This is a genomic window from Mogibacterium pumilum (assembly GCF_002243385.1).
GTDB classification, from domain to species: Bacteria; Bacillota; Clostridia; order Peptostreptococcales; family Anaerovoracaceae; genus Mogibacterium; species Mogibacterium pumilum.
This window is the reverse complement of the sequence record NZ_CP016199.1, coordinates 11,425-36,239: the sequence shown is the minus strand read 5'-3', so window position 1 is coordinate 36,239 and position 24,815 is coordinate 11,425. Positions and strand designations below refer to the sequence as shown.

The window sequence follows — 24,815 nt, the reverse complement described above, 5'->3', positions numbered from 1 at the left end:
AGTTAGCCCTACTCGATTGGTGGGTGACTAATCTGTATTTGTTGAGTTTATTTATATGCAATGATATAATTCATTTTCGTAAGGTGTATTCATCAGTAAAGAGAATTAATAGGGATATGTATAAGAAATGACTTACATGAACACGATTAGAATTAGTGTCTTATAGCTAAACCGTTTTGTAGATGCCATAATAGATGAAGAGGCTCGTAAAGACAGAACAAACTATTAATATCAGAAGGAAAAAGTATATAAAATGAGTAAAAGTACTAAGAAAAAAACCAAGAAAAATGGTGTAATTGACTGGGCATTTAGAGTAATAATATTCTGCTTAGTATGCGTTATAGTAATCAGTGGATATAAGGTCGGAATAGCACTTTATAAATATCAACACTCCAGGAGTGGATTTAAACATGTTGCTAAAGAAGCGAAAGTGGATCCTGATCAATTTACAGGAGTTGTTGATTTTGATGCACTTAAGAAACTGAATCCTGATGTAGTTGGATGGATTTATCAGAAGGATACCATAATTAACTACCCAATTATGCGTGGAAGTGATAATGACCTGTATTTACATGCTGACATTAACAAGAAGTATAGTGTTTCAGGTTCTATTTTCATGGATTATCGCAATAGTGCGGATTTCTCTGATTTCAACACTATTGTCTATGGTCATCATATGCATGATGGCAGTATGTTTAAATCGCTCAGAGGTTACACAAAGGAGAATGATTATTATAAGGATCATAAGACCTTAGAGCTTATTACTCCTGACAAAAAGTATCATCTGGAGATAATTTCGTCATATATTACTCCGGCTACGAGCGATGCTTACAAGTACTCGTTCATTAATGAAGCAGAGAAACAGGCATTTATAGATTATACAGTTAAGAATTCCAAAATCAGCACTGGCGTTACTGCTACAACTAATGACAAGATCGTTACACTCAGCACCTGCGCATATGACTATGATGAAGCCAGATATGTGGTAGTGTGTAAGGCTGTACCTTGGACGAAGAAAGAAATCAAGGCAGGAGAGAAACTGCAGGCGAAGATTGATAAGCAAAAATAATGCTTAACTTCCGAGGGAACAAGATAATACATATCCATTTAAAATAATTATAAATTAAAAGACGTTTAACAGAATTGAAATCAATGGTTTTCGAGTTTGCCAATGACACGATTCGCGGTTAGGCGTCTCTTTTATTTATATACTGGTAACTATGTTGATATTTCAATTAAGACTATTCGGTATCCATCTATGAAGTAATTATTTTGAATTTACGCCATATTCAATATAATATAAGTATAAATGATCTTTGTATCTGCTATCACTTTATAATAACTAACAACAAAAACACGAGAGGAGCCAATATGAGTATCGATAAAACAAAGATTCGTGATGAACTTCTACCCGAGATGCGTAGTTATGCAGACAACACTCCGGTAGCTGATGAACATACTTTAGATTGTAGTCTGGGTATAAACCCTTACGGATTTCCTGATGTAGTTGTGGATATTGTCCATAGTTTTGATGTGAACAGGCTTTATCAATACCCTCATAGTGAAGAAGCGCATGAAGCTGTCGTCAAGTACTGGCAAGACTATGCTTTCATTGAGCCGGAAAATGTTGTTATGACCGACGGAAGTGTTTCGGCATTAAACCTTCTCGTAAATGTTTTTGCAAAACCCGATGCTGAAGCGGTCATGTTTATGCCGACATTTACCGACATGATCGAGTACTCGCGTATAATGGGCGTGAAAGTGCGCGGGATAGCTATGAGTGATGAGAATAATTTTAAAGAAGATGTGGATAGATTGGTTGCTGCGATAGATAGCAATACTTCGTTTGTATACATTGATAATCCTAACAATCCGACAGGGCAGTTCCTGTCCAATGCTGAGCTCGAGCGCATAGTTAGCAAGTGCGAGGAGCTGAAGGTGTATGCAATAATAGATGAAGCTTATGCAGACTTTATCCCGCGTGAAGAATCGGCGGTAATGCTCGGACCAAAATATAATCACATGATTAGTGTTCGCACTTTTTCAAAAGGGTTCGGGCTCGCAGGGGCGAGAGCTGGCTATATTATCACAAACAAAGAGCTTGTCAAATACATCAAGAAGATAAGTAATCCCTATATGATGAATGAGATGAGTCGTGCGATAACAGCTGCAATCCTCAATTACGATGTCCAACCTGTTGAGCACGGAACGGACTTTACCATTATCAAGGGTGCACTTCGTGACGCGTGCGGAAATAAAATAATCATGGCTGAAACAGATGACAGAGTGCCTATTTGTCTATTAAGACATATAGATGAAGAGGTGGATTTGCAGAAGCTTCTAATGAAAGAGAATATCTTGACATGTAGTGGCAGCGAGTTCGAGCCGCTCGGTAAGAACTGTGTAAGGTTGCGTGTTCCAACGTTAAAAGATGCAGGTAGGCTAATAAAAGCAATTAGGAATATAGTTAGTTCGTGAAATATGTACTGTGAGCGATGATTAAGAACCGAATGAAACTATGCACACGGAGAGGGACGAAATAATGATTAAGGACTTAATCAAGAAAAACAGAAGTGTAAGAGGTTACGATGTTTCAAGAGAAGTAACTAATGAAGAGCTCCGAGAGATGGTTGACTGTGCCAGACTATCTGCGTCAAGTGTTAATATGCAGCCACTTAAATATGTGACTGTAAACACTCCGGAAGGAAGAGATAAAATCGTCAAGCTGATATCATTCGCTGCAAAATTGTCGGAACTTCATCTACCATTCTCGGGTACTGAACCGATGGCATACATAGTTATCTGTCAGGATGAAAACATCAGTAAGAGTGAGGTAGGGTATCTCACGGATGCAGGAATCGCCGCTCAATCCATAACTTTAGTGGCTGCAGAGAGGGGGCTCGGAGCCTGCATATTAGGATACTTTTCGCCAAAAGAAATGGCTGATGCTCTAAGATTGACTGAAAATCTTAGACCGCTACTTATAATAGCATTAGGCAAATCAATCGAAGATATCAAGATAGTCGAGATTGAAGAAGGTGAATCAACTGACTATTATCGTGATGAAAACGGGATGCACTATGTGCCTAAACGAAAGCTGGATGATGTGATAGTTGAGTGGGAGTAGGAGAAGTAAATATGCTACTGCTATAAAATGCTTGAAAATACAGGAATTGGGCGATTTTGATGAAGTAAAATTCTCTAAATGATACTGTATTGATACCAAAAGAAAGAAAAAAACAGGTCTGAAAGGGAGTTGTTGAATTTAGGTGAATTTTTTAGAAAGCCTTCCATCGTTTTGGGGAGGTTTTTTGGAAATTATAAATTTTAAATATGTGGAGGTGTTGAAGGTGACTATTGAATCTTCAGAAGAGTTTTTGAATTGTTTAAAGCAACTATTTGAATTAACAAGGAATGAGCCAATAAAAGCGATTTTAATTTTGACAGGAATAATAGTTATATTTTTTTGGCTTTACTGATAATTGAAAAATTATTTATGACTTTTTTCACAAGTATAGACCAGAAAAAAGATTATACAAACAAGGATTTTAAGTTATCAAATAGGGAAGATCAATGTAGAAAAGAAAAATATTATGCAATTGATTTTTGGATTTGGCAGAAAAATAAACGGGTTGCTCTAGATCAACATTTTCAATTAGGATATAAACTTAGTGATGGAAGTACTATTGTTGATAAAAAAATCTACACTATAAGCGTTCAAAAAATATTTTCTAGTGGATATAGAGGTTCTAGGTATAAAAGAGAGCTTAGAATTTATACTAAATATATCAATGAGCCATCCGTTTTGTATGGTGGTGATTATGTAGCAGGAGACAAAATAGGACGAGACAAAACAATTAATAATGGGGTGCAAATTAACAATATTCAAAATCACCTTCCTAATGAAGTCTTGGAAACTATTTTAAAATTATCTGAAGATGAAAAAATAAGTTGGAGTGATAGATGTGAAATAAAAGAATCTATAAAAATGATTGAAAAAAACCTGTACTCTAAGCAAGAAAATAATAAATTAATAAAAGTTTTATCTAGTTATATTGGGAGCTGTTCTAATGTAGTAACTGTTATCGATTTTCTAATGAAAATGTTTAACAATCGCTGATTTAAAATTTGGATGCAAAATATTAGGGGGTGCGGACAAAAACCTGGACACATATTAGGGCTCTGAAAGTTCGAGGGCTTCCTGCTTGAATGAATTGCCGTATTGCATAGTCTCACCAATCCTTTCATTGATATAATACCATGAGAATTTGGTGGATTTACAGGCTCTACTTAAATGTTACAACTCCAAACAAGTAATGTATTGAAATTCGAAGAACTGGTGATTAAAAATGTCATCAGTTCTTTAATTTTAGGGATGAAAAAATAAGTGGATATGTTATAATATTCTATGTTACAGAACATAGAACAAAAAAGAAAGGGGGAGCATTTTGAATCGAGCAATAGATAATAAAAAAGAACTGAAAGAAGAGCTTGGACAGTTAATAAAATTTAATCGTAAAGCAAAAGGAGAAAGTCAACGCGGACTTGCAAAAGCTATAGACCTACCAAACTCAAACCTTAAATATATTGAAGATGGAATAAATGCTCCGAGTCCTGAAGTTTATAAAAATATAATCCTAATGTTGAAACCAAGTGATGAAGATCGAGGGGAAATGGATCATTTATATTCGCAAATTCGAGGGACACCACCGCCAGATATATGTGAATTTATAATTGAGAATGATGAAGTCTTTGAATCGATTAGAAAAAATAAATGCAAATTAACGAGAACTCAAACTTATCAGCTTAATAAATTATTAGAAAGTTTTGCTGAAGAGAATCTTGCTTATATGGAGGAAACAGATAATGGCTAAGAAGGAAATAATGACAGATCTTTGGGTATATGACATGCTGAAAGAAATCGGTGTGCAAGATGATTTCTCTGCACAAGGAAGCAATATAAAAGAAATAGACGAAGCATTAGCAACTGCGTCCAAGAAGGGTACAGGAAATGTTGGGTTTCCTGAATATGTTGGTGTAATAAGCGATTTTCTAATTGTAATTGAAGATAAAGCGAGTTTGAATAAACATATCAATAGAAACGAGAAGGATTTGATTGCTGAAGATGTTAAATCAGTTACAGATTATGCTGTTAATGGTGCTTTATTCTACGGAAAACATTTAGCCAAAAATACAACCTATAACAAGATTATCGCAATTGGTGTAAGTGGTAATGAGAAAAACCATAGAATTTCACCCATGTTTGTTGATGAAAGAGGAGGATATAAGGAACTTAATGATGTTGAAACTTTTATATCTTTCAGTGCTGATAACATCAAAGAATATTACGAAAGAGAAATATTAGAAGTCAAAACTAATGATGAACTAAAGACAGAAGAATTGTTAAAAGTTGCTCGTTCCCTTCATGAAGATATAAGAAATTACGGGAATTTAGAGGATAAAAACAAACCGTTGATTGTTTCTGGAATTTTACTTGCATTATCAGAAATTGAACATAAAAATTTTGATATATCTGATTTGATTGGTGACAAAATAAGAACTGATGGTACAAAAATATATAAGGCGATAGAAGATAATTTAAAAAGAGCTAATGTTAGTCCTGAAGTAAAAAGAGACAAGCTTCTTAATCAATTCAATATCATAAAAGATAACACTAGGATTAATGAAAAAAATTCCAATCTTGGGAAAACTCCTCTTAGATACTTTACAGAGGTTCTATATAATGGCATCTTCACAAATATAAGATATAGTTCATCTACAGAAGATTATATAGGAAGATTTTATGGGGAATTCATATCTTATTCTGGAGGCGATGGACAGAGTTTAGGTATTATCTTAACACCGCGACATATTACAGATTTGTTCTGTGAATTACTTGATATACAACCAACAGATAGGGTTTTAGATATAATCATTCAGAAATTGATACAATTTAATTATCCTAAAAGATGCTATGGTTAGGGGTGTGCAAACTCAAAAATGGGTGTGCAGTGGTAGAAGTCGAGGTTGCTCGGCTATTTTTATTTCCTAATAGTTTTATAATTGGTGCAGGGGTATTATTAAATATATAGATTCAAATTTATTTATGTGAAGCTGGATGAGGAGGAAAAGATGATTATGGTTAATATGACTTACGATATTAGAACAACTGAATATGCTCAACAGATATTGATGAATCTCACAGGTGTTCCAATCTCAAAGTGGGAAAAATATCTTGGTCGCCAACACGAGTATAAATATACAGACTATCTTGTGGAAGACGTGATTAGTTCTTATGGGCATTTTCCACGAAGCTACAAAGATTTTGAATTTATCTATTTTCATGTGACAACAAGTGCAAACGGGTGCACTTCCTTTCAGAAACATGGAGTATTAGATCTAAAACAATCATATTTGTGTCAAGACTCTGAGTTAAGACAGTTCTTGGAAAAACACGGTATTGATATCAATCTAGATGAGCGGATACTGATATATCGAGGAAAAAGATTTGATATTACTTTTGGGGCTTGCCCAAGACAAGATACAGAGGCTTATAAATGTTGGTCCATAGGGAGAAAGTTTTACTATGATTATACTACGTGTGGGTTTTTATCAGTGTGGGAGAGAAGTCCTTACGGAGGACAAGTTCATCATAGACCAGAAATATTGATGGATATCGATAATCTTCTTGGATTGAATTTATCCCAAGAGTGGGCGTCTATTAACGATCCTTATGAGATAGTTGCAAAGGTAAGTGGTGAAAAAATCATCTATGACAGTGATGACAATCAAAGTGATAAGGATAAGGTCCTAAACTATTTGACGAAAGCATATTTTACAGCCTTTGGAGAACCGACTGAAGAGGTACTTCTGATTAAGAACCATGTGCAAATACCTCCTATAGATATTCTTGAAATAAAGCCATTGCCACATTGGAAAGATTATTGATGTTTTATGTATTGAAGTGTTTATTTTTGATACGAAAGTAAATTATTGGCTTTAAGAAATTTTTCTATCATGGGATTGTGATTATCTATTCGATAATAAACCCACATATCCACGAATTGTGCTTCTGCAAATGGTTTATTTATTAGGTATGAACGATTCATGTATTTTACACTATATGGAAGTATACATAGACCTTTTGTTTGTTTTAATATTAAGCCGATGATATCTATCTGTTCGCAGCATTCTACAATACTCGGAAATATTAATTTTTGAGCCATACCTTGGAGATATTCCCTTTTCCATCTCTCGAACCCTTTCATATATATGTAGGGCTGATTATTAAAATCATTTAAAGATATAACTTTCTTTTGAGTATAACAGTGTTCATTATCCATAAAGACATGTAATTCCTCTTTTGCAAAGGGTACACCGGATATTAGCGTAGATATGTCTTTCATTTCCATTGATATGAAAATGTCACATTCCCCATTCTCCAACCCCATAAGGCCATCAATTGGTTGGCATGAATTAACTGATACATTACATGAAGGATAATCTTCCACAAACCGGTTTATCAATGGTTCTGTGTAATCTCCAGTCCAATAATATGGGCTGTTTATTATTATGTTTTCTATAGGATTAACTGCAAGAGATTTTGCCTGCCAACGTGTTGTTTCATATAGATTAAGAATAATGCGAAATGCTTCATAAACAACCTCTCCTGATGGTGTCAATTTAACATCTATGGTAGAGCGCTCAAACAATCGGCAATCAAATTCTTCCTCTAGAATAGCAATATGTCGGCTGAGTGCAGGCTGGGTAATATATGATAGCTCTGCTGCCTTTGTAAAACTCAGCGTTTCCGCCAAAGTAACATATTCTTTTATAAAGCTCCATTTAATCATAACTACCTCCACCAAATCTACATTTATATACGATTGTATAATAAAGCGATTTATAACGCAACGTTATAAATCACTATCAAATGTAGCATTTCTCAAAAAATTGAAATTATGGTACGGTAATAGTGAAAGCACATCACAATATTTGAAGGAGGTTTTATTTCTATGTTTAGTATTGATAGTAGTATCAATCAAGGTGCACGGTTGCTTTTCAATTTTGGTAATTCTACATGCGCACCACTTATGTTTACTTCTCCCCAAGATGAACTGCTCGCATGTCGTAATGGAGCCTGGCTTGGGTGTTTCCTCACCCTTTCTCCAGTTTATGATATCTCTGGACCAGATGTCGTAAAATTAATGAACTATGTGAGTGTAAATCGGGATTATGCAAAACTGAAGGTTGGAGGTTCCAGACATACTATTCTGTGTAATGAAAAAGGGCAGATGCTTGCAGATGGTGTCCTGATGAGACTTGAGGAAGATCTATACCGTTCATATTGGCTTGCACCTGTATTGGCTTATTATGTAGAAACACTAGGGTTCAATGTTCAAGGAAAATGGGTGTATGATGAATTCTTTTTACAGATTGATGGACCGCGTTCTCTTGAAATCATGGAGAAGGTTTCTGGAACAAATATTCATGATTTGAAGTTCGCTCAACATAAATTTATTGAAATAAAGGGGATTCCTACATCTATACATCGTCTTGGTATGTCGGGCAGCCTTGCATATGAAATGCATGGTGCAATGAAAGATATCGATACTGTATATAATGCGATTGTAGAAGCAGGCCAAGAATTTGGTATTAAGCGCCTCGGTCTTGTAAATTATTGCAGAAATCATACGCAAGGTGGCTACCCGAACCAGTATATCCATTTTTACTATCCATTCCTTATTAATGGTGAAGGTATGAAACAGTACGTTCTCGATCATATGGGTTATAATGTTCAGTTTGGGCAGTATAAATTCTACGGAAGTGCATCTGATGATATTCAAAATGCTTTTGTTACACCGTTTGATGTAAAATGGGACTATCTGATTAACTACGATCATGACTTTATCGGTAAGGAAGCGCTGTTAAAGTTAAAAGAAAATCCTCCACGTACTGTAGTGACATTAGAGTGGGATGCCGAGGATGTCGCAAAGGTCTTTGCCTCCCAATTTATGGGAAAGGACATTGCCCCTTGTGATGATATCTCTCGTGTCGCAGATGGAGCATTAACTGATCCATTTGTAATTAGCAAAGTTATTAAAGATGGAAGTATGATTGGTGTTGCATCAGGCCGCTTAAAGGATTTTTATCATCAGAAGATGATTTCCCTTGCGTTTATTGACCGGAAATATGCAAATGAAGGTGAAGAACTGAGTGTGCTTTGGGGAACAGATTCTAATACAGCCATGCCAATCAAAGTAACAGTTGCACGTTTTCCTTATTTTAACGAAGAATACAGAAATGAAACTTTTGATGTCGAAAAAATACCACACCCTAATTTTAAAAAATAATTTTGTATGCAGATATATCAAGTTTGTCATAAGAAAATAATACAATTACAAGAAGGGACTATAGGGAAATAGCTCCATAAAAAATCAGTACACTTTTAAGTAAGGTACTGATTTTTTATACCTTGAATTGTCAAGTCAAATGCAACTCTACTGAATGATAAACCTCGTATGGAGTTTTCCAATTTAAGCATTTGCGCGGTCTAAGATTTATTTCTTTCATTTTTGCTTCAACATAGCTATCTGATTGATTAATATCCACAGTTTTCGGGAAATATTCTCTCAACAATCCATTGGTGTTTTCGTTTGTTCCTCTTTGCCAAGGATGATGTGGAAATGGAAAATAAAACTCTACTAAATTCAACTCCTGACTAATTTCTGCATGTTTAGAAAACTCTTTGCCGCTATCCGGAGTTATTGTTTCTAGAGGTTGATTTTCCAAAAGCTCAATCATCGCTTGTTTGACTAAAAATGAATTCTTTTTTGCAATTTTTTTACATAGTAGATACCTACTTTTTCGATCAGTTAATGTTACTAAGCAAGCCTTACCGGTCTGTCCCATAACTGTATCAGCCTCCCAATCACCTAATCGTTCTCGATTATTTGCAGGATCTGGTCTATCTGTAATTAAATTACTAATTTGAATTTTGCCACGTCTTTCTTCATAATTTTTTGTATGACGGCTTTTACCACGATGTCGTAGTTTGCGAATGACTCCTCTATTTCCATGTGATAGTCCTTTTTCATTAAAACGACCATTATATATTTCCCTGTAAATTGTATTGTAGCTAATAGTGAAGCTTGAATTTTCAAATTTCAATCGAGAGGAAATCTGTTCCGGAGACCATTGATGCCTCAAAAATAAATCCTTCACACATTCATATAGACTTGGATTATCTAGCTTTTTTCTTGGTCTACAATTAAAGCTTCTATTTTTATATCTGTCATGGGCTTCACAAGGTATGTACTCGCCATTTTGACTATTTCTTTTAATTTCTCTTGATATAGACGACTTGTTTTTCCCTAGTAAAATTGAAATTTCTGTTTGATTTTTGCCTATATCAATAAAATGTTTTAGCATTTCGCGCTCTTTTAGTGTAAAATGAGTATAATGATTCATGGCTCCTCCTGATTTTTAGATGTCTTTGCAAACACTATTTTATCAGAAAGCTATGAATCTTTTTTAGTTGCACTTAGATTATAAATTCAAGAGAAAAAGAAAAAATAAATAAAGGAAACAGTTTAACAATTTCTATGGTTGGAGAACCTAAATGCTTTTATCAGAAATATAGTTTTACTTGTAGTCAAAATATTTTGGTATTACAAAATAATGAATTTATCAATATAACTAATTCAAAATTCTTAATACCAATAATAGATAATTATTTAAAAGCAAAAGGATATGGTTATGGATACCCAGTTGGGAAAGAAAGAGTTTTAAGGAATAAATTATTACTTCCAGTTGATAAAAATAATCAAATTAATTGGAATTTTATGGAAGAATACATCAAGGAAAGAGAAAATAAGCAAAGGGAAGAATTAAAAGAGTACTACAAGAGTATACTGCTTGATTTGGTTGTTTGTCCTGAAGTTTTAAACGATGTTGATTGGAAAGAAATTTTCATTGAAGAGGTTGCTGAAATTTATTCTGGAAAAGATATATATGAAAGGGAGAGAACAATTGGTAATACTCCATATATCACAGCCACTGCAAATAATAATGGTATAGGATATTTTGTAGGAAACGAAAATAAAACAATGGAATCAGAGTGTATATCAGTAAATCGTAATGGTTCTGTTGGATGTGCATTTTATCACTGCTATGAAGCCTTATATGGTAATGATACAAGGAAATTAAAACCGTTTATAAAAAATAAATATACTGCATTATTTATTACACATGCAATTACTAGCCAAAAAGATAAATATGGTTATGGATATAAAATGGGAACTGGTAGGCTAAAAAGGCAAAAAATAATGCTACCAGTTTCTGATGGTGAAGTGAACTATAAATACATGGAGAATTTCATAAAAAACATAGAACAAAAACAGATAAAAAATATCTTAAAATACCTTGACGAATATATATATAATGTATAACCATTTTGATAAGGTCGAGTGGAAAGAGTTTTTCTTGGACGAAATTTGCAATATTAACTCTGGTGTTAGCCTTACAAAGGCAAACATGAATGAAGGTAAAATGCCATTTATAGGAGCAACAGATTCTAATAACGGTATTACTAACTTTGTAAGTAATACTAATCGAAAATTGCAATAACAAGTTGAACATTTATAAATCTTCCGGAAATAAAGCAGGTGCAGATTGGAATGGATTTTTCGAGAGTTGGGATAGACTTGCTTAATTACATAAAAAATGCCATGTTAGAAAATGAAATTGTGGAGCTATGGTAAACCTGTGTTTAAAATGGTATTCTAACAAGTAGGATATTGTAAGGTCATGTTCGTGGTTGAAAGTCCAAGCCAGCTACGGGCAAAGGGATCCACGTAAGCTGCTGCGGAGACGGCAGTGATCATGGCGTAGCTTAGAAGTAAGTCCTCCGGGAAACTCGGGTTAAGGCAAGTGTGGGGTCAAAAACCAGGTCGAGTGGCCTTGCCTATCCTATATTTTATTACTAATAATTCGAAAAGAGGCCTAAATGGAATACAGGATTGAACACGATACGATGGGCGAAGTAAAGGTGCCGTCAGACAAACTGTGGGGCGCTCAGACACAGCGCAGTTCAATGAACTTCAAGGTTGGAAAGCAGATGCCGATTGAGATTATCCGCGCATTTGCCTATCTCAAAAATGCTGCTGCTTGTGCCAATATGGATCTCGGCAGATTGGCTCCTGAAAAGGCCTCTTACATAATGATGGTTTGTGATCAGATTCTGAGCGGTGAGCTGGATGACAATTTTCCGCTCGTCGTATACCAGACTGGTAGCGGTACGCAGACAAATATGAATGTAAATGAGGTCATTGCTGGACGTGCAAAGGAGATGGCTGGTGTAGCCGTGCTCCATCCAAATGATGATGTCAACATGTCACAGAGCTCTAATGATACATTCCCAACGGCGATGAGTATCGCGTCGGTATTTGCACTAGAAGACAGAGTGTTACCAGCGCTAACTACTATGATAGATACGCTCAAATCGCTTGAAGAAAAATACATGAAAGTCATCAAGACTGGAAGGACTCATTTGCAGGATGCAGTTCCTATGACTTTTGGACAGGAAATCAGCGGATGGAGCTCGATGCTCGAGCATGACTATGACAATATCGAGAAATCGCTAGACGGACTAAGGGAAATCGCGCTCGGTGGAACTGCAGTTGGAACGGGGCTAAATGCACCAGATGGATTTGCTGAGCGAGCTGCCGAAGCACTTTCGAGTCTGACTAAGAAAAAATTTATCACTGCGCCTAATAAGTTCCATTCCTTGAGTTCCAAGGATGCGTACGTATTTGCACACGGTGCACTCAAGGCACTTGCTGCGGATATGATGAAGATGGCGAATGACATTAGGTGGCTTGCTAGTGGTCCGAGATGCGGACTGGGGGAGATTCAGATTCCTGAAAACGAACCGGGAAGCTCGATCATGCCGGGCAAGGTAAACCCAACTCAGACTGAATCTGCGACGATGGTTGCCGCAAGGGTCATGGGCAACGACACAGTAGTTGGAATGGCAGCCTCGCAAGGCAACTTCGAGCTCAACGTGTTCATGCCGGTGCTCATAGATGCATTTATAGAGTCTGCGAACCTGCTAGCTGATTCACTAATTTCGCTCGAAGAAAAGTGTGTAAGAGGCATCACAGTGAATACTGACAAGATGGATGAAAACGCACACCGCTCGCTTATGGTGGTTGCTGCACTCAATATACATATCGGATACGAGAATGCTGCAAAGGTTGCGAAGAAAGCTCATGCGGATAATTCGACGCTGTGCGAAGCTGGGACTTCTCTTGGACTATTTACTGCCGAAGAATACGACGCATGGATAGATCTCATGGCGATGACAGGGGCGGAAAAGTAAGATTTTATGAGTGCTTAAAGGGGAAAAACATTTGAAAGCAATTAAGGACGATTGGCAAAAGCCACGCGACTTACATGCATAGAAAGGTCAACATGGAAAACAACGAACGAGATATATATTATTGCCAGCTACCAATGGTAAAAATGCTCTGCAATAGATGGGCAGAGGCACATCCTACTCGCAAGAAGCAAAACGCTGTTGTTGGTGCGACGCTCCTAATCGGACTCGGAATAATTCTGGCGATGCTGTACTACACGATTAAGCATACGAGTGTACCGCAGTGGTATCTGCATGTGTCAATTTGGGCTGCGGCACTCATAATTTTCATGGCAGGAAGACAGCGCAACATAATCAGCAATCCGCCTTTTAAGGGGCTACTTAATGTCAGGTACGAGATGAGCGATGAGGGAATTTATTATATTTATCAGGAGAAACTGACGGTGTACACATTCTTCATAGCTGACGAGGATATCGAGCAAATCGTTTATGATGATGAATTTCAAGTGCTCCATATAGTAGGAAAAGGCGAAGTGTCTGTTGAAACTCGCAAAGGCGTTACTGAACCGACTCATGTAAATGATTACTACTGCCTGCTTCCATACGATGAATTTGATATCGACGATATACTTAATCCGTATGGCAACATGATAAAGAGAGTACATGGGAATCTGCGAAGAGATTTTCAGTCCAAGCAGATAATAATTCGTGCATAATAAATAAAAAACAGACGGATGAACCTCCTGTTTAAAATGTGGACAAACTTGAATGAATAAAATTCTGAGGATTACATATGAAGGCGTTTGAAAACTTTGATTGGGATGCGTTTTGGTATAACGATAGCGATAAGCTGATATACTTCAACGGTGGCGTGCTAAAAGAACAAGATGTAAAACGTGTTGAGGACGAATTAGGATATAAGCTTCCTGACTCATATATAGAATTATTAAGTATCCAAAATGGAGGTGCACCTTTCTACTCTCTTTTCTACTATGAAGAAGATGAGGAGTTTGTACCTGTTTATCTCACCGCTATTTATGGTGTGGATTCCAAACTGGAGTATTCTATTTGCGGGGATAGTGGCGCAAAGATGATATGTAAGGAGTGGGGTTATCCGGACATTGGACTTCCTATTGCCTTAACCACAAGCGATTGTCATGAGGTGATATTCCTAGACTATAGCGAATGTGGAGCAAAGGGAGAGCCTAAGGTGGTTCTTATAGATCAGGTAAACGACTACAAGAAAACTTTGCTCGCAGAAAACTTTGAGAACTTTATAAAAGGACTTCGCAAATACATAACAATGGTAACGATTGATGAGTTTAAGAGCTTGGACGAAGATGAACAGGTTTTCTTCATAGATAGACTCAATGACGAATTCGAGATAAAACGTGTCATTGAATATCTTAATGCAGTGGGTATAGAGAATCTGAATAGCAGACTTCTTGGAGCCCTGGCACGTGCGTACAACAATGATAGAAAGTTTAAGAAAGCCATTGAAATCATGGATCTTATTCCGGAGTCAGATAGAGATGCAATTTGGTACTATAGATATGGATATACTTATACCTACAGGCGATTCCCAAACATTGAAAAATATATGCTAAAAGCACTTGAAATGTTTGGTAAAGCAGTTGATATCACTAAGGATAAAAAAGTTGTAGATTGGTGTATAGAGCCTATAGAAAGCAGCGGTATCGAAGGTTTTCTTATGGAACATAAAACCGAATTTCCTAGGATTTATAAGGAATACGTAAATTATAAAAAAACAAAGGTTGACAACTATGATGATTTTGATCCTGAGTACGAAAAAAGATGGCAGTATACAACCAGAGTGTCAAAGAAGCTCGCAGGCCACTACGATGTAAACTGGATATTTGATCAGCATAAATATTCTCGATATGCCTTTGCCGTGGAATTTGATGATGCCATGATAGAGAATTTCGGCGAAGACTGGCATGCACAAGATGTTAATGCTCCTATAAATGCAGGGGAACTGCTTGTTGTATATAAGGCGTATATAAAGAGCACTAAGCAGCTTCATGAAAATGAAATTCTTTTTAATGATGCAGAGGTCTTAAAAGAAAAGCAAAATGATGGAATGTGGCAAGTAAAGATAATAGTATACCTTAAATCTGATGATGGAATATGTTTTAGTTTAGAGGAGTTAATGTTCAAAATTCATAACCTCATGGCGAATAAAGAACTTGGTGACTTTGTTAACTTTGAGGGATTTGACAATATAGGATTTTTTGATAAGCAGACAGGAAAAGAGGATAGAGATAATGGACTTCCAACTCTCTATGTGTGCTTAAAGAAGTAGAGCCTAAAAACGATTCATGCGTCGAACCCGAATACGCTCCCTCTTCGATTTTATTGCTTGCGTCTCAGGTTCAATTCCCATTTTGCTATATACAAAAACAGACGGCTAGACCGTCTGTTTTTATCTGGAGCAGGTGAAGGGAATATCCCGCTATCAAGGACGCCTTCGGCGCCGCACTGCGGGCTTCGCTCCTTGACAGCGGTTTTTCGGGTGTGTCTACGCCAGTATACACCCGAAACTGCCCCCTCTTCGATTTTATTGCTTGCGTCTCAGGTTAAATTCCCATTTCGTTATATACAAAAAACAGACGGATGAACCGTCTGTTTTTATCTGGAGCAGGTGAAGGGAATTGAACCCTCGACGCAAGCTTGGGAAGCTCGAATTTTACCATTAAACTACACCTGCAGATGAGTGAGTTTAGTACAAAATGATTATACTGCGAGTGGCAATGATTAGTCAATTTATAATCTTGCAATATCATATAAGTGATAATCATATATTAATCATCTATCACATAAATTAAGAAATTTCGTAAGAAGTTAAGCAAATTATTAATAATCTATTAGCAATATATTAATGAATATAAATGTTGTTGAAAACCTTTTCCAGCCCATTTACAATCTGATTATACGAAAGAGTGTTCTTTAGTTTAAGTTATGAACACAGGAGGAACATATGTCACACATGATTGAGCTACATAAGGTGTCTAAATATTACACCAACAAAGACACTGTTAGCACGGGATTATCTAGAGTAGACCTTACCCTAGATATGGGCGAGTTTGTTGCTATTACAGGAGAAAGTGGAAGCGGTAAATCCACTTTGCTCAACGTAATTTCTGGGCTAGACACTTACGAAGAAGGAGAGATGTTTGTTGGTGGACAGGATACCAGTGCTTTCAAAACCGAGGACTATGAGCGGTATAGAAAGAATTTTATAGGCAATATTTTTCAAGATTTTAATCTGATTAATAGTTATACCGTATATCAGAATATCGAGCTTTCGATGCTTATGTGCGGGATGAAGCACGGCGAGTGCAAAGAACGTGTAAATGAGCTTATTGAACTCGTAGATCTGGGTGAGTACACGAAGACGAAGGCATCTAGACTTTCCGGTGGACAGAAGCAGCGAGTAGCGATTGCACGAGCTCTTGCAAAAGACGCACCTATTATAGTTGCAGATGAACCGACGGGTAATTTGGATACAGTTTCTGCAGCCAAAGTTATGGAAACTTTACACAATATTTCTAAGGAAAAACTGGTAGTAATAGTAACTCATAATTATGAGCAAGTTGAGAATTTGATCACCCGAAAGATAACTGTACACGATGGGAAAATAATCGAAGATAAGAAAATTAGAGAACGCCAAGAGAATAATGATTCTGGTGTTGATGAACAAGATAATTCGGTAAGAAACTGTGATCAAGAATATAGTATTATTGATGAACCGAATCTCATTCTTCCAGGGGTTGAAGATTCTAATTTAGAAGTAATAGATGATGACAATGACTTTGTGAATGATAATTCAGAATACTCGGATGTTGCCGAAAGACTAAGACAAGAAAATGTTGATGGTGATGAGATAAAACCTGTACCTATGCGCAGGGGAAGGGCAGCAAGAATTGCGGACAGAAAAGATTATGAAACAGTTGTTAGTAAAAAGTCAATAAAAGAAGATAAGCCTGATACAGTAGACGTTAATAACTCTAACAGAATTTCGAGAAGACTGAATGATATAGGTTCAACTTCAAGATATGATGAGATGGGTATTGCTAATGAGATTAGACTTGGAACTAGGAATGCTTTTAACCTACCTACTAAGTTTATACTGCTGTTTATAATATATATTTTTGTTGCAACATCAGTGTTGGGTCAGTATGCCACGACAAAAGATGAGCTTCATAGACAGGAAGTTAACGGACTAACCAATCAGTTTTTCAATAACATTAGTGCTGATAGAATTATTGTTAAGAAGAAAGACAATTCTGCGTTTACAGATGAAGATTATAACAAGCTTTCTAAAATCAAACATGTCAAAAATATAGTAAAAGAAGATCTCGTTGTGGACACCACGCTTTCAATAAATTCTAATATATTCGTGACAGGGCCGCTTAATCCAGGGCAGAAAATAAGTGCAAAAGAACTTACATATGGAACACTGCCGGAGAAAGATAATGATATAGTTTTAGTTACAGACAAAACGGCACAGGCGTCTGGTGACCTTAAGAGTAATAAGAATGAAATTATAGGAAAAGAATTTGAACTAATCGACGATGCGAGCGGTGAGACTTTGCAAATTGGCAAAGTCAGAGTAACCGGAATCATCATTTATGACAATCCGGTCAAATCGGGGGTTAATCCTTTAACTGGAAATGTTAAGTACTATTGCTCGAATGTGCTTGCAAGTAAGGTTGTAACTAACACACTTAGTCAGAAGTCAAAAGCTGTAATTGACTTCAACGGACAGAAGATACATAAGTCTAATGCAAGGGACTTTATAGCATCAAATTCTAATGTTCCTAAAGGAGAAGCTTATATATACGAAGATCAGAATAAAAATTATAAGGATGAGAAATGGGAAAATAAGCCTCTTGGAATTTCGATATCTAATATATATTATTCGGCAGATATTTCACTTAAAACGACAAAGAGTGTAACTAAAAACAACGCATCCAAACTGCTAGGATTATCAAAGGATGAATATGATAGCAAGGCCGCAAGGGTTTATATAAATCCGGAGGATGCAGCAGCTCTCTATGATAAGGGGAACTACCAGATAAGTATATTTGCTGACAATGACCTCAACGTAAATGCGATAACCGCAGCAATAGAGAAAAATGCAGCCTATAAGACATTTGCGATGAAGAAAATGAATATGAAGAATCCATCTCCTATAATGTTCATAACTAGATTAACTCAAATTGTATTTACAGGAATTGGATTCGTAGTATTGTTTTTTATAGCATATACAATAATTAGGCTTGTTATGAAATCAAGGAACTCTTACTATGCAACGCTTAGAATACTTGGAGGAACAAGGAAGAACACAAGTGCAATACTTCGCATAGAATTACTGATAATGATGGGACTTGCGCTAGTAGTCGATTTTATGGGTATATACTTGATGTCAAAAGGCATTGTGAATATAAAACCACTCAAATCAGCATTACTGTATCTTGAGATGAAGGATTATGTAATCCTTACTGTGTCATTGATGCTCATGTCACTATTGATTGCAAATAGGTATTCTCGCAAGATATTTAAAAAGTCGGCAATGAATATTTATAGAGAGGAGGACTAGAAATGATTAAATTACATAATGTAAATAAGTATTTCAATAAACGTAGAGCCAATGAAATACACGTAATTAACAATACCTCTCTAGAACTCCCGGAGAGTGGCATAGTAGCGTTACTCGGACCATCCGGTTGTGGTAAAACAACTTTGTTAAATGCGATTGGGGGACTGGATAAGGTTAATTCGGGGCAGATCTTTGTTGATGATGCTTGTATATCTAAGATGAGGTCATCAAAGATAGATTCAATTCGTAATGCCAAAATTGGATATATTTTCCAGAATTTCAATCTGCTCGATAGGATGACTGTATTTGAAAATGTTGCAATTGCATTGCGAATGATTGGCATAAAGGACAGACAGGTGATTAAAGAGCGTGTCAACTATTGTCTGAAGTCAGTAGGAATATACCAATTTAGGAACAAAACGACAGATGCGCTTTCCGGTGGACAAAGACAGCGCGTTGCAATCGCGCGTGCCATTGTCAAGAATCCACGTATAATTATAGCCGATGAACCAACGGGAAACCTCGATAGTGCAAACACAATCGAGGTCATGAACATCATCAAGACAATTTCCAAAGACAGACTGGTTCTTCTCGTTACACATGAGAAGAAAATTGCTGAATTCTACTCTTCCAGAATCATAGATATGAGAGACGGTAAGATAGTGGGGGATCGGGAAAATGATACCGAAAACTATTTGGATTATCAGCTTGAGAACAAGATTTACCTCAAAGACATGCCAAAGCATGATTCATATGGAAATGAAGACGTACAGGTAGATGTGTATAGCGATGGGCTATCGGAAGCAGGTATTAAAATAGTCTTAAGAGCAGGTAATTTGTACGTTAACACAGGAGGCAGGTACAATGTTATCGACGAAAACTCTAATATAGAGCTTATTGATGACCATTATTCTGCTATGGATTCCAGTATTTATGAGGAAAATCGTTTTGAGTACGATAAGTTCCTCCCGAATGGGTACAAGGCAAAATACACATCGTTGTACTCGCCGATCAGGATGTTTACTAATGGGTTTAGGACAATTGCAAAGCTTAACAGGCTCAAGAAACTTCTGCTTGTCGGGTTTGTATTCGCGTCTATATTTACTTTCGTTGCTATAAGTAACGTATTTGGGGTGCTCGATATCAAGGAAAAAGATTTCCTTACCACAAATAGTAATTATATTACTGTAAATAATGCAAAAAAAGATCCAACTTTGGTAGAAAAACTCAGAAGCACTGAAGGAGCAAAAGCTGCATTTGCGGGGAATACCCAGGCAACTTTAGTGATGCCTTTTACCGAATATCTGCAGAGTTCGGATTATGTTTTAAAATTTAATGCATCGGTGACACCTATCAGTTCGCTCAAAAAATCCAATTTATACAAGGGTTCTTTGCCTACAGATGATAAAGGTGTTGTTATCGATAAAATGTTGGTAGACAAGATGTTTAAGGCGAGAGCTATTCAGGAAGTTGGAATGATTAAGAGTTCCGATTTAATTGGACGAAAGCTCAAGGTCAAAAATCTTGGAGAGTTTACAATCACCGGTATCTCAAACGTTAATTCGCCATCGGCTTTCTTTGCTGATAGTAAGTGTCAGGATGTGCTTATGTATAGTGAAAGTGGATCTACACTTGAAGGACCATCTGGCGTGCCTTCCGATGAAGTGGGTGGAGGCAATGAACAAGAGGGTGAAAATCCTATTTCAGATTATGGGTATGCTCCATCTTCTCTCAAAATCAAGAAGGGTAAAGCTCCGGCTAATGACTACGAGGTTTTAGTGCGGGACACTCATGAAGAAGAGATGCCGCTTAACAAGGAAATTAGTGCCAAAGTGAATAATCACAAGCTTAAGGTGGTTGGCTACTATACTACTGATTCACAAGATGATGATGCATACTATACAACTAACCACACCCTACTGCTCGGATATATATCCAAGCAAAGAAGCGTATCTGTATACTCGCAAAATCCAACTGCCATGGCAAAGAAGCTGACAGATGAGGGATATACTGTACAGGTTAATTATGATCGTGATAGAGACAATTATGAAAAGTCCGAGTCTCAAAACTTTAGAAGCACGGTGACGGCGGCTGGATTACTTATACTCATAGCTCTTATAGAGATGTTCCTAATGCTCAGATCCTCGTTCTTGTCAAGAATCAAAGAAATCGGAACGATGAGAGCTATAGGACTCAAAAAGCGTGATGTATATAGAATGTTTGCAGGTGAGATTATTGTAATCACAGTTCTCACTGCAGTTCCCGGTATAGCAGCAGCCTACTATGTGTTGAGTAATACTACGACTTTGTTCGGCTCGAAATTCCTGTTGGCGCCATGGGTCGCAATGTTGACCTTTACATTACTTCTAGTATTTAATCTGGTTTCGGGTTTAATACCGGTGGTTCAGACTATGCGCAAGACACCAGCAGCAATACTAGCGAGAGTGGATATCTAGACATATAATCTACACAGTATTTTTAAAGCGTGAGGACTGCGCTGCCTTTTGAAACCTGCATGATTATGATATAATTTTAAGAAATTCAGTGCATTCGCCAAGTTATGGACGCATCAGTTAGTCGCTAGATGGCTCGCGTTCGTGACTTGGCGAACATGCAGTAAAATAAGCCGAGGAGGGCGAGCGATGGCTATCGATAAAGATAATTCACTAGAAACTACAATGAGAAGTAATTTCATTCACAACATGATAGATGAAGACCTAGCGGGGGGTAAGTACCAAGAGGTGTACACGAGGTTTCCGCCGGAGCCTAACGGATATTTGCATATTGGACACGCAAAGTCTATTTGCCTAAACTTCGGAACGGCTAAGAAATATGGCGGAAAATGCAACCTCAGATATGACGATACCAATCCTGTAAAGGAGGATATGGAATACGTAAAATCCATCGAGGCGGACGTGCGTTGGCTAGGCTTCGAGTGGGATGAGAAGAGATGGGCATCTGACTACTTCGATACTATGTATGATGCAGCGATTGAGCTGATCAAGAAGGGCAAGGCTTATGTCTGTGAGCTCACAGCTGAGCAGATGAAGGAGTACAGAGGAACGCTCACTGAGCCTGGTAAGGAGAGTCCATATAGAAACCGAACAGCTCAGGAGAACCTAGCTCTCTTTGAAGATATGAAAGCTGGAAAGTATGGTGACGGAGAAGCGGTGCTTCGTGCCAAGATTGACATGAGCTCACCTAACATCAACATGAGAGACCCTATTATCTATAGAGTCGCTCACGCTACTCACCATAACACAGGTGACAAATGGTGCATCTATCCGATGTACGATTTCGCACATCCAATTGAGGATGCGATTGAGGGAATTTCGCATTCTATCTGTACACTTGAGTTCGAGGATCACAGACCACTATACGATTGGGTACTCAATGAAGTTGACTTTTGGAACCCACAGCCAAGACAGATTGAGTTTGCAAGGCTTAATATCACCAACATGATGATGAGTAAGAGATATCTCAAGAAGCTTGTTGATGAGGGCACTGTTTCAGGATGGGATGATCCACGCATGCCTACAATCGCAGGCATAAGAAGACGCGGATACACACCGGAGGCAATCAGAAACTTCTGTGACGATATCGGTGTAGCTAAGTCCAACTCGACAGTCGACTTTGCGCAGCTCGAGACTAGCGTGAGGGATGATCTTCAGTTCAAGGTTGCTGCTCGTAATGTCGTAACGGATCCGATCAAGGTAGTGATTACAAACTATCCAGAAGGCCAAATCGAGACTTGTGCAGTTGAGAACAATAGAAATGCTCCAGAGCTTGGAGAGAGAGAACTCCCGTTTGGCCGTGAACTGTGGATAGACGGAGAAGATTTCATGGAAGAACCTGTTAAGAAGTATTTCAGACTATTCCCTGGCAACGAGGTTAGACTCAAGGGTGGTTATTTCATCACTTGCAACGAGGTTGTTAAGAACGAAGATGGCTCAATCAAGGAGCTGCTCTGCGCTTACGATCCGGAGACCAAGAGTGGAACCGAAGGTGGAAATCGCAAGGTAAAGGGTACAATTCATTTCGTAGAAGCTTCGACAGCAGTGAAGATCAAGATTCGCGAGTATCAGACCCTCATGCTTGAAAATGAGGAGGGGAGCCTAGAGCTCAATCCTGATTCGCTGCGTGAGACTTGGGGCTATGCGGAACCGGCAGTTGCCGATGTCAAGGCTGGCGAGAGATTTCAGTTCTTCCGCAAAGGATATTATATTGCGGATAGCGAACTAACGACTGATGACGAGAAGGTGTTTAACAGCATTGTAAGCCTCAAGAGCTCCTGGAAGAAATAGAGATTACTGTAAATGGGGTGGTAACCATAGATAGTTTATTTGCATCCGTACTTACTTTTGTCGAGAATAATCCTATTTTCGCAAAATACATAACGACAGTGTCGAGATGGGCCTTCGTAATTTTGGCAGTTTACATTCTTATGAAGTCCATCATGTCGCTGCTCTCAACAAGGGTGACTCCAGAGGTTTGGGGATACCTTTCAGTTGAGGACGGCGTTGCTCTGCCGATTACACATTGGGAGAATATAATCGGCAGATCATCATCTGTTGACCTACGTATTGAGCTCGATACGATTTCAAATACGCAGGCGCTTTTAATTCGCCGCAAAGACGGGAAATGGATGTTCAAGGATTTGAATTCCAAGAATGGAACTGTAATCAATGGTATCCAGCTAATTCCGCGTAAGAAATACATAATAAATCCTGGCGACGAAATTATCATGGGAGGTGCAAAGTGCACTCTCGCTGCAATAAGTGTCGAAGAGGAGAAGAATAACGATGCTATGCGCTCGATGGATAAGAAACCCGTTTCGCCATGGCCGCTTATGGTTGCTATCACTGCATTTCAGTTTCTAACGATGATACAGCTGATAATTGGCATGGGGACGAATCTGACTCCAGGGGCGCTTCTTTCAATTCCGCTGCTTTCTGCAACGATGTGGGTTTATGTAATACTGTTCAGAGCTATGGGTAGCAAGGGCTTCGAGATGGAGATGATAGCCTTCTTTATGTCGACGATAGGATTGGCGGTCACGACTTCTGCAAATCCGACACTCACTATGAAGCAATATATCGCGACACTAGTCGGTATATTTATCTTCATATTCATGTGCATTTATATGCGCGACCTCAAGAGGACGGAGAAAATCAAACCGGTGCTCGCAGCACTGGCGATAGGACTACTGCTTTTCAACGTAATATTCGGTACGACCAAATTCGGAGCTGCAAACTGGGTTACAATAGGCGGCATCTCGATTCAGCCGTCTGAAATCGTCAAGCTTGCATTCATCTGTATTGGAGCAGCCACTATGGAGAATCTCTTCAACAAGAAGAATCTCTACGGTTTCATGCTATTCTCTTTGTTCTGCCTGGCTTGCCTAGCCAAGATGGGAGACTTCGGAGGAGCGTTAATATTCTTCGTGACTTATCTGGTAATATCATTTCTGCGAAGTGGTGACTTCTCTAGACTTATACTTACTATCGGTGCTGCGGGTATCATGGGCATAATGGTACTCAGGTTTAAGCCGTATATACTCAGCAGATTCAAAGCGTGGGGACACGTCTGGGAGCCGGATTTCATCAATGGTATGGGATATCAGCAAACGAGAACTATGTCATATGCATCTGGGGGCGGAATGCTTGGGCTCGGAGCTGGAAATGGCTCACTCAAAACGGTTGCAGCCTCCAACACAGACCTTGTATTCGGATTTGTGACTGAAGAGTGGGGCTTAATAATAGCTATTCTGCTTGTTTTATGCATCATAACGCTGTCTCTCTTTGCGGTGAACTC

Annotated in this window: 19 protein-coding genes and 1 tRNA gene; 17 read left to right on the top strand and 3 right to left on the bottom strand. The window is 37.9% G+C overall.

Features of this window, described 5'->3' with window-relative positions; translation table 11 throughout:
• Positions 1 to 253 precede the first annotated feature (253 nt).
• The 7 genes from srtB (at position 254) to AXF17_RS00125 (ending at position 6,948) form a co-directional block, all read left to right on the top strand.
• Positions 254 to 1,069: a class B sortase gene (gene srtB, locus AXF17_RS00155; RefSeq protein ID WP_094233258.1), complete on the top strand. Its 816-nt coding sequence runs from the start codon at positions 254 to 256 to the stop codon at positions 1,067 to 1,069.
• A 302-nt stretch (positions 1,070 to 1,371) separates the two neighbouring features.
• Positions 1,372 to 2,478, top strand: coding sequence for a pyridoxal phosphate-dependent aminotransferase (locus tag AXF17_RS00150; protein ID WP_094233257.1), 1,107 nt, complete (start codon positions 1,372 to 1,374; stop codon positions 2,476 to 2,478).
• 64 nt (positions 2,479 to 2,542) lie between these two features.
• Positions 2,543 to 3,127, top strand: coding sequence for a nitroreductase family protein (locus AXF17_RS00145; protein WP_237049048.1), 585 nt, complete (start codon positions 2,543 to 2,545; stop codon positions 3,125 to 3,127).
• 369 nt (positions 3,128 to 3,496) lie between these two features.
• Positions 3,497 to 4,120 carry a hypothetical protein gene (locus tag AXF17_RS00140; protein ID WP_169711280.1) on the top strand — a complete coding sequence of 208 codons (624 nt, stop codon included), beginning with the start codon at positions 3,497 to 3,499 and terminating at the stop codon, positions 4,118 to 4,120.
• Positions 4,121 to 4,448: 328 nt separating this feature from the next.
• Positions 4,449 to 4,874: a helix-turn-helix domain-containing protein gene (locus AXF17_RS00135; protein WP_094233255.1), complete on the top strand. Its 426-nt coding sequence runs from the start codon at positions 4,449 to 4,451 to the stop codon at positions 4,872 to 4,874.
• Positions 4,867 to 5,982, top strand: coding sequence for a hypothetical protein (locus tag AXF17_RS00130; RefSeq protein WP_207651562.1), 1,116 nt, complete (start codon positions 4,867 to 4,869; stop codon positions 5,980 to 5,982). Before AXF17_RS00135 ends, AXF17_RS00130 begins: the two co-directional genes overlap by 8 nt.
• Before the next feature lie 150 nt (positions 5,983 to 6,132).
• A complete protein-coding gene (locus AXF17_RS00125; protein WP_094233254.1) occupies positions 6,133 to 6,948 on the top strand; it encodes a hypothetical protein in 816 nt (271 codons plus the stop codon).
• Positions 6,949 to 6,968: 20 nt separating this feature from the next.
• Here the strand turns inward: AXF17_RS00125 and AXF17_RS00120 are convergent, their stop codons facing one another.
• Positions 6,969 to 7,853, bottom strand: coding sequence for a LysR family transcriptional regulator (locus AXF17_RS00120; RefSeq protein ID WP_094233253.1), 885 nt, complete (start codon positions 7,851 to 7,853; stop codon positions 6,969 to 6,971).
• A 162-nt stretch (positions 7,854 to 8,015) separates the two neighbouring features.
• On the opposite strand from AXF17_RS00120, the gene AXF17_RS00115 reads away from it, so the two are divergent.
• The gene (locus AXF17_RS00115) at positions 8,016 to 9,353 is read left to right on the top strand and encodes an aminomethyltransferase family protein (RefSeq protein WP_094233252.1); all 1,338 of its coding nucleotides are present in this window, start codon (positions 8,016 to 8,018) and stop codon (positions 9,351 to 9,353) included.
• A 130-nt stretch (positions 9,354 to 9,483) separates the two neighbouring features.
• Here AXF17_RS00115 and AXF17_RS00110 read toward each other — a convergent pair whose 3' ends face one another.
• Positions 9,484 to 10,470 (bottom strand): IS30 family transposase, encoded by a 987-nt coding sequence (locus AXF17_RS00110; protein WP_094233251.1) that lies wholly within the window; start codon positions 10,468 to 10,470, stop codon positions 9,484 to 9,486.
• A gap of 77 nt (positions 10,471 to 10,547) precedes the next feature.
• Here AXF17_RS00110 and AXF17_RS00105 point away from each other — a divergent pair, with 77 nt between their 5' ends.
• The 5 genes from AXF17_RS00105 (at position 10,548) to AXF17_RS00085 (ending at position 15,701) form a co-directional block, all read left to right on the top strand.
• Positions 10,548 to 11,450 (top strand): restriction endonuclease subunit S, encoded by a 903-nt coding sequence (locus tag AXF17_RS00105; protein ID WP_330398547.1) that lies wholly within the window; start codon positions 10,548 to 10,550, stop codon positions 11,448 to 11,450.
• On the top strand, positions 11,443 to 11,628 hold the full coding sequence (locus AXF17_RS09830) for a restriction endonuclease subunit S (protein WP_408631984.1): 186 nt from the start codon (positions 11,443 to 11,445) through the stop codon (positions 11,626 to 11,628). The genes AXF17_RS00105 and AXF17_RS09830 overlap by 8 nt, the downstream gene beginning before the upstream one ends.
• Positions 11,629 to 12,007: 379 nt before the next feature.
• The gene (gene fumC, locus AXF17_RS00095; RefSeq protein WP_094233250.1) at positions 12,008 to 13,381 is read left to right on the top strand and encodes a class II fumarate hydratase; all 1,374 of its coding nucleotides are present in this window, start codon (positions 12,008 to 12,010) and stop codon (positions 13,379 to 13,381) included.
• Positions 13,382 to 13,473: 92 nt separating this feature from the next.
• A complete protein-coding gene (locus tag AXF17_RS00090; protein ID WP_094233249.1) occupies positions 13,474 to 14,094 on the top strand; it encodes a hypothetical protein in 621 nt (206 codons plus the stop codon).
• A gap of 77 nt (positions 14,095 to 14,171) precedes the next feature.
• Entirely contained in the window at positions 14,172 to 15,701 is a 1,530-nt protein-coding gene (locus tag AXF17_RS00085; RefSeq protein WP_094233248.1) for an SMI1/KNR4 family protein, read from the top strand.
• A 331-nt stretch (positions 15,702 to 16,032) separates the two neighbouring features.
• Here AXF17_RS00085 and AXF17_RS00080 read toward each other — a convergent pair.
• A tRNA-Gly gene (locus AXF17_RS00080) sits at positions 16,033 to 16,106 on the bottom strand.
• Positions 16,107 to 16,376: 270 nt separating this feature from the next.
• Between AXF17_RS00080 and AXF17_RS00075 the strand changes: the two genes are divergently transcribed.
• The 4 genes from AXF17_RS00075 to AXF17_RS00060 all read left to right on the top strand — a co-directional run.
• Positions 16,377 to 19,001, top strand: coding sequence for an ABC transporter ATP-binding protein/permease (locus AXF17_RS00075; protein ID WP_094233247.1), 2,625 nt, complete (start codon positions 16,377 to 16,379; stop codon positions 18,999 to 19,001).
• A 2-nt stretch (positions 19,002 to 19,003) separates the two neighbouring features.
• On the top strand, positions 19,004 to 21,457 hold the full coding sequence (locus tag AXF17_RS00070; protein WP_094233246.1) for an ABC transporter ATP-binding protein/permease: 2,454 nt from the start codon (positions 19,004 to 19,006) through the stop codon (positions 21,455 to 21,457).
• 186 nt (positions 21,458 to 21,643) lie between these two features.
• On the top strand, positions 21,644 to 23,305 hold the full coding sequence (locus tag AXF17_RS00065) for a glutamine--tRNA ligase/YqeY domain fusion protein (protein ID WP_094233245.1): 1,662 nt from the start codon (positions 21,644 to 21,646) through the stop codon (positions 23,303 to 23,305).
• 122 nt (positions 23,306 to 23,427) lie between these two features.
• Positions 23,428 to 24,815: FtsW/RodA/SpoVE family cell cycle protein (locus AXF17_RS00060; protein ID WP_237049046.1), on the top strand; the 1,388-nt coding region annotated here is incomplete at its 3' end.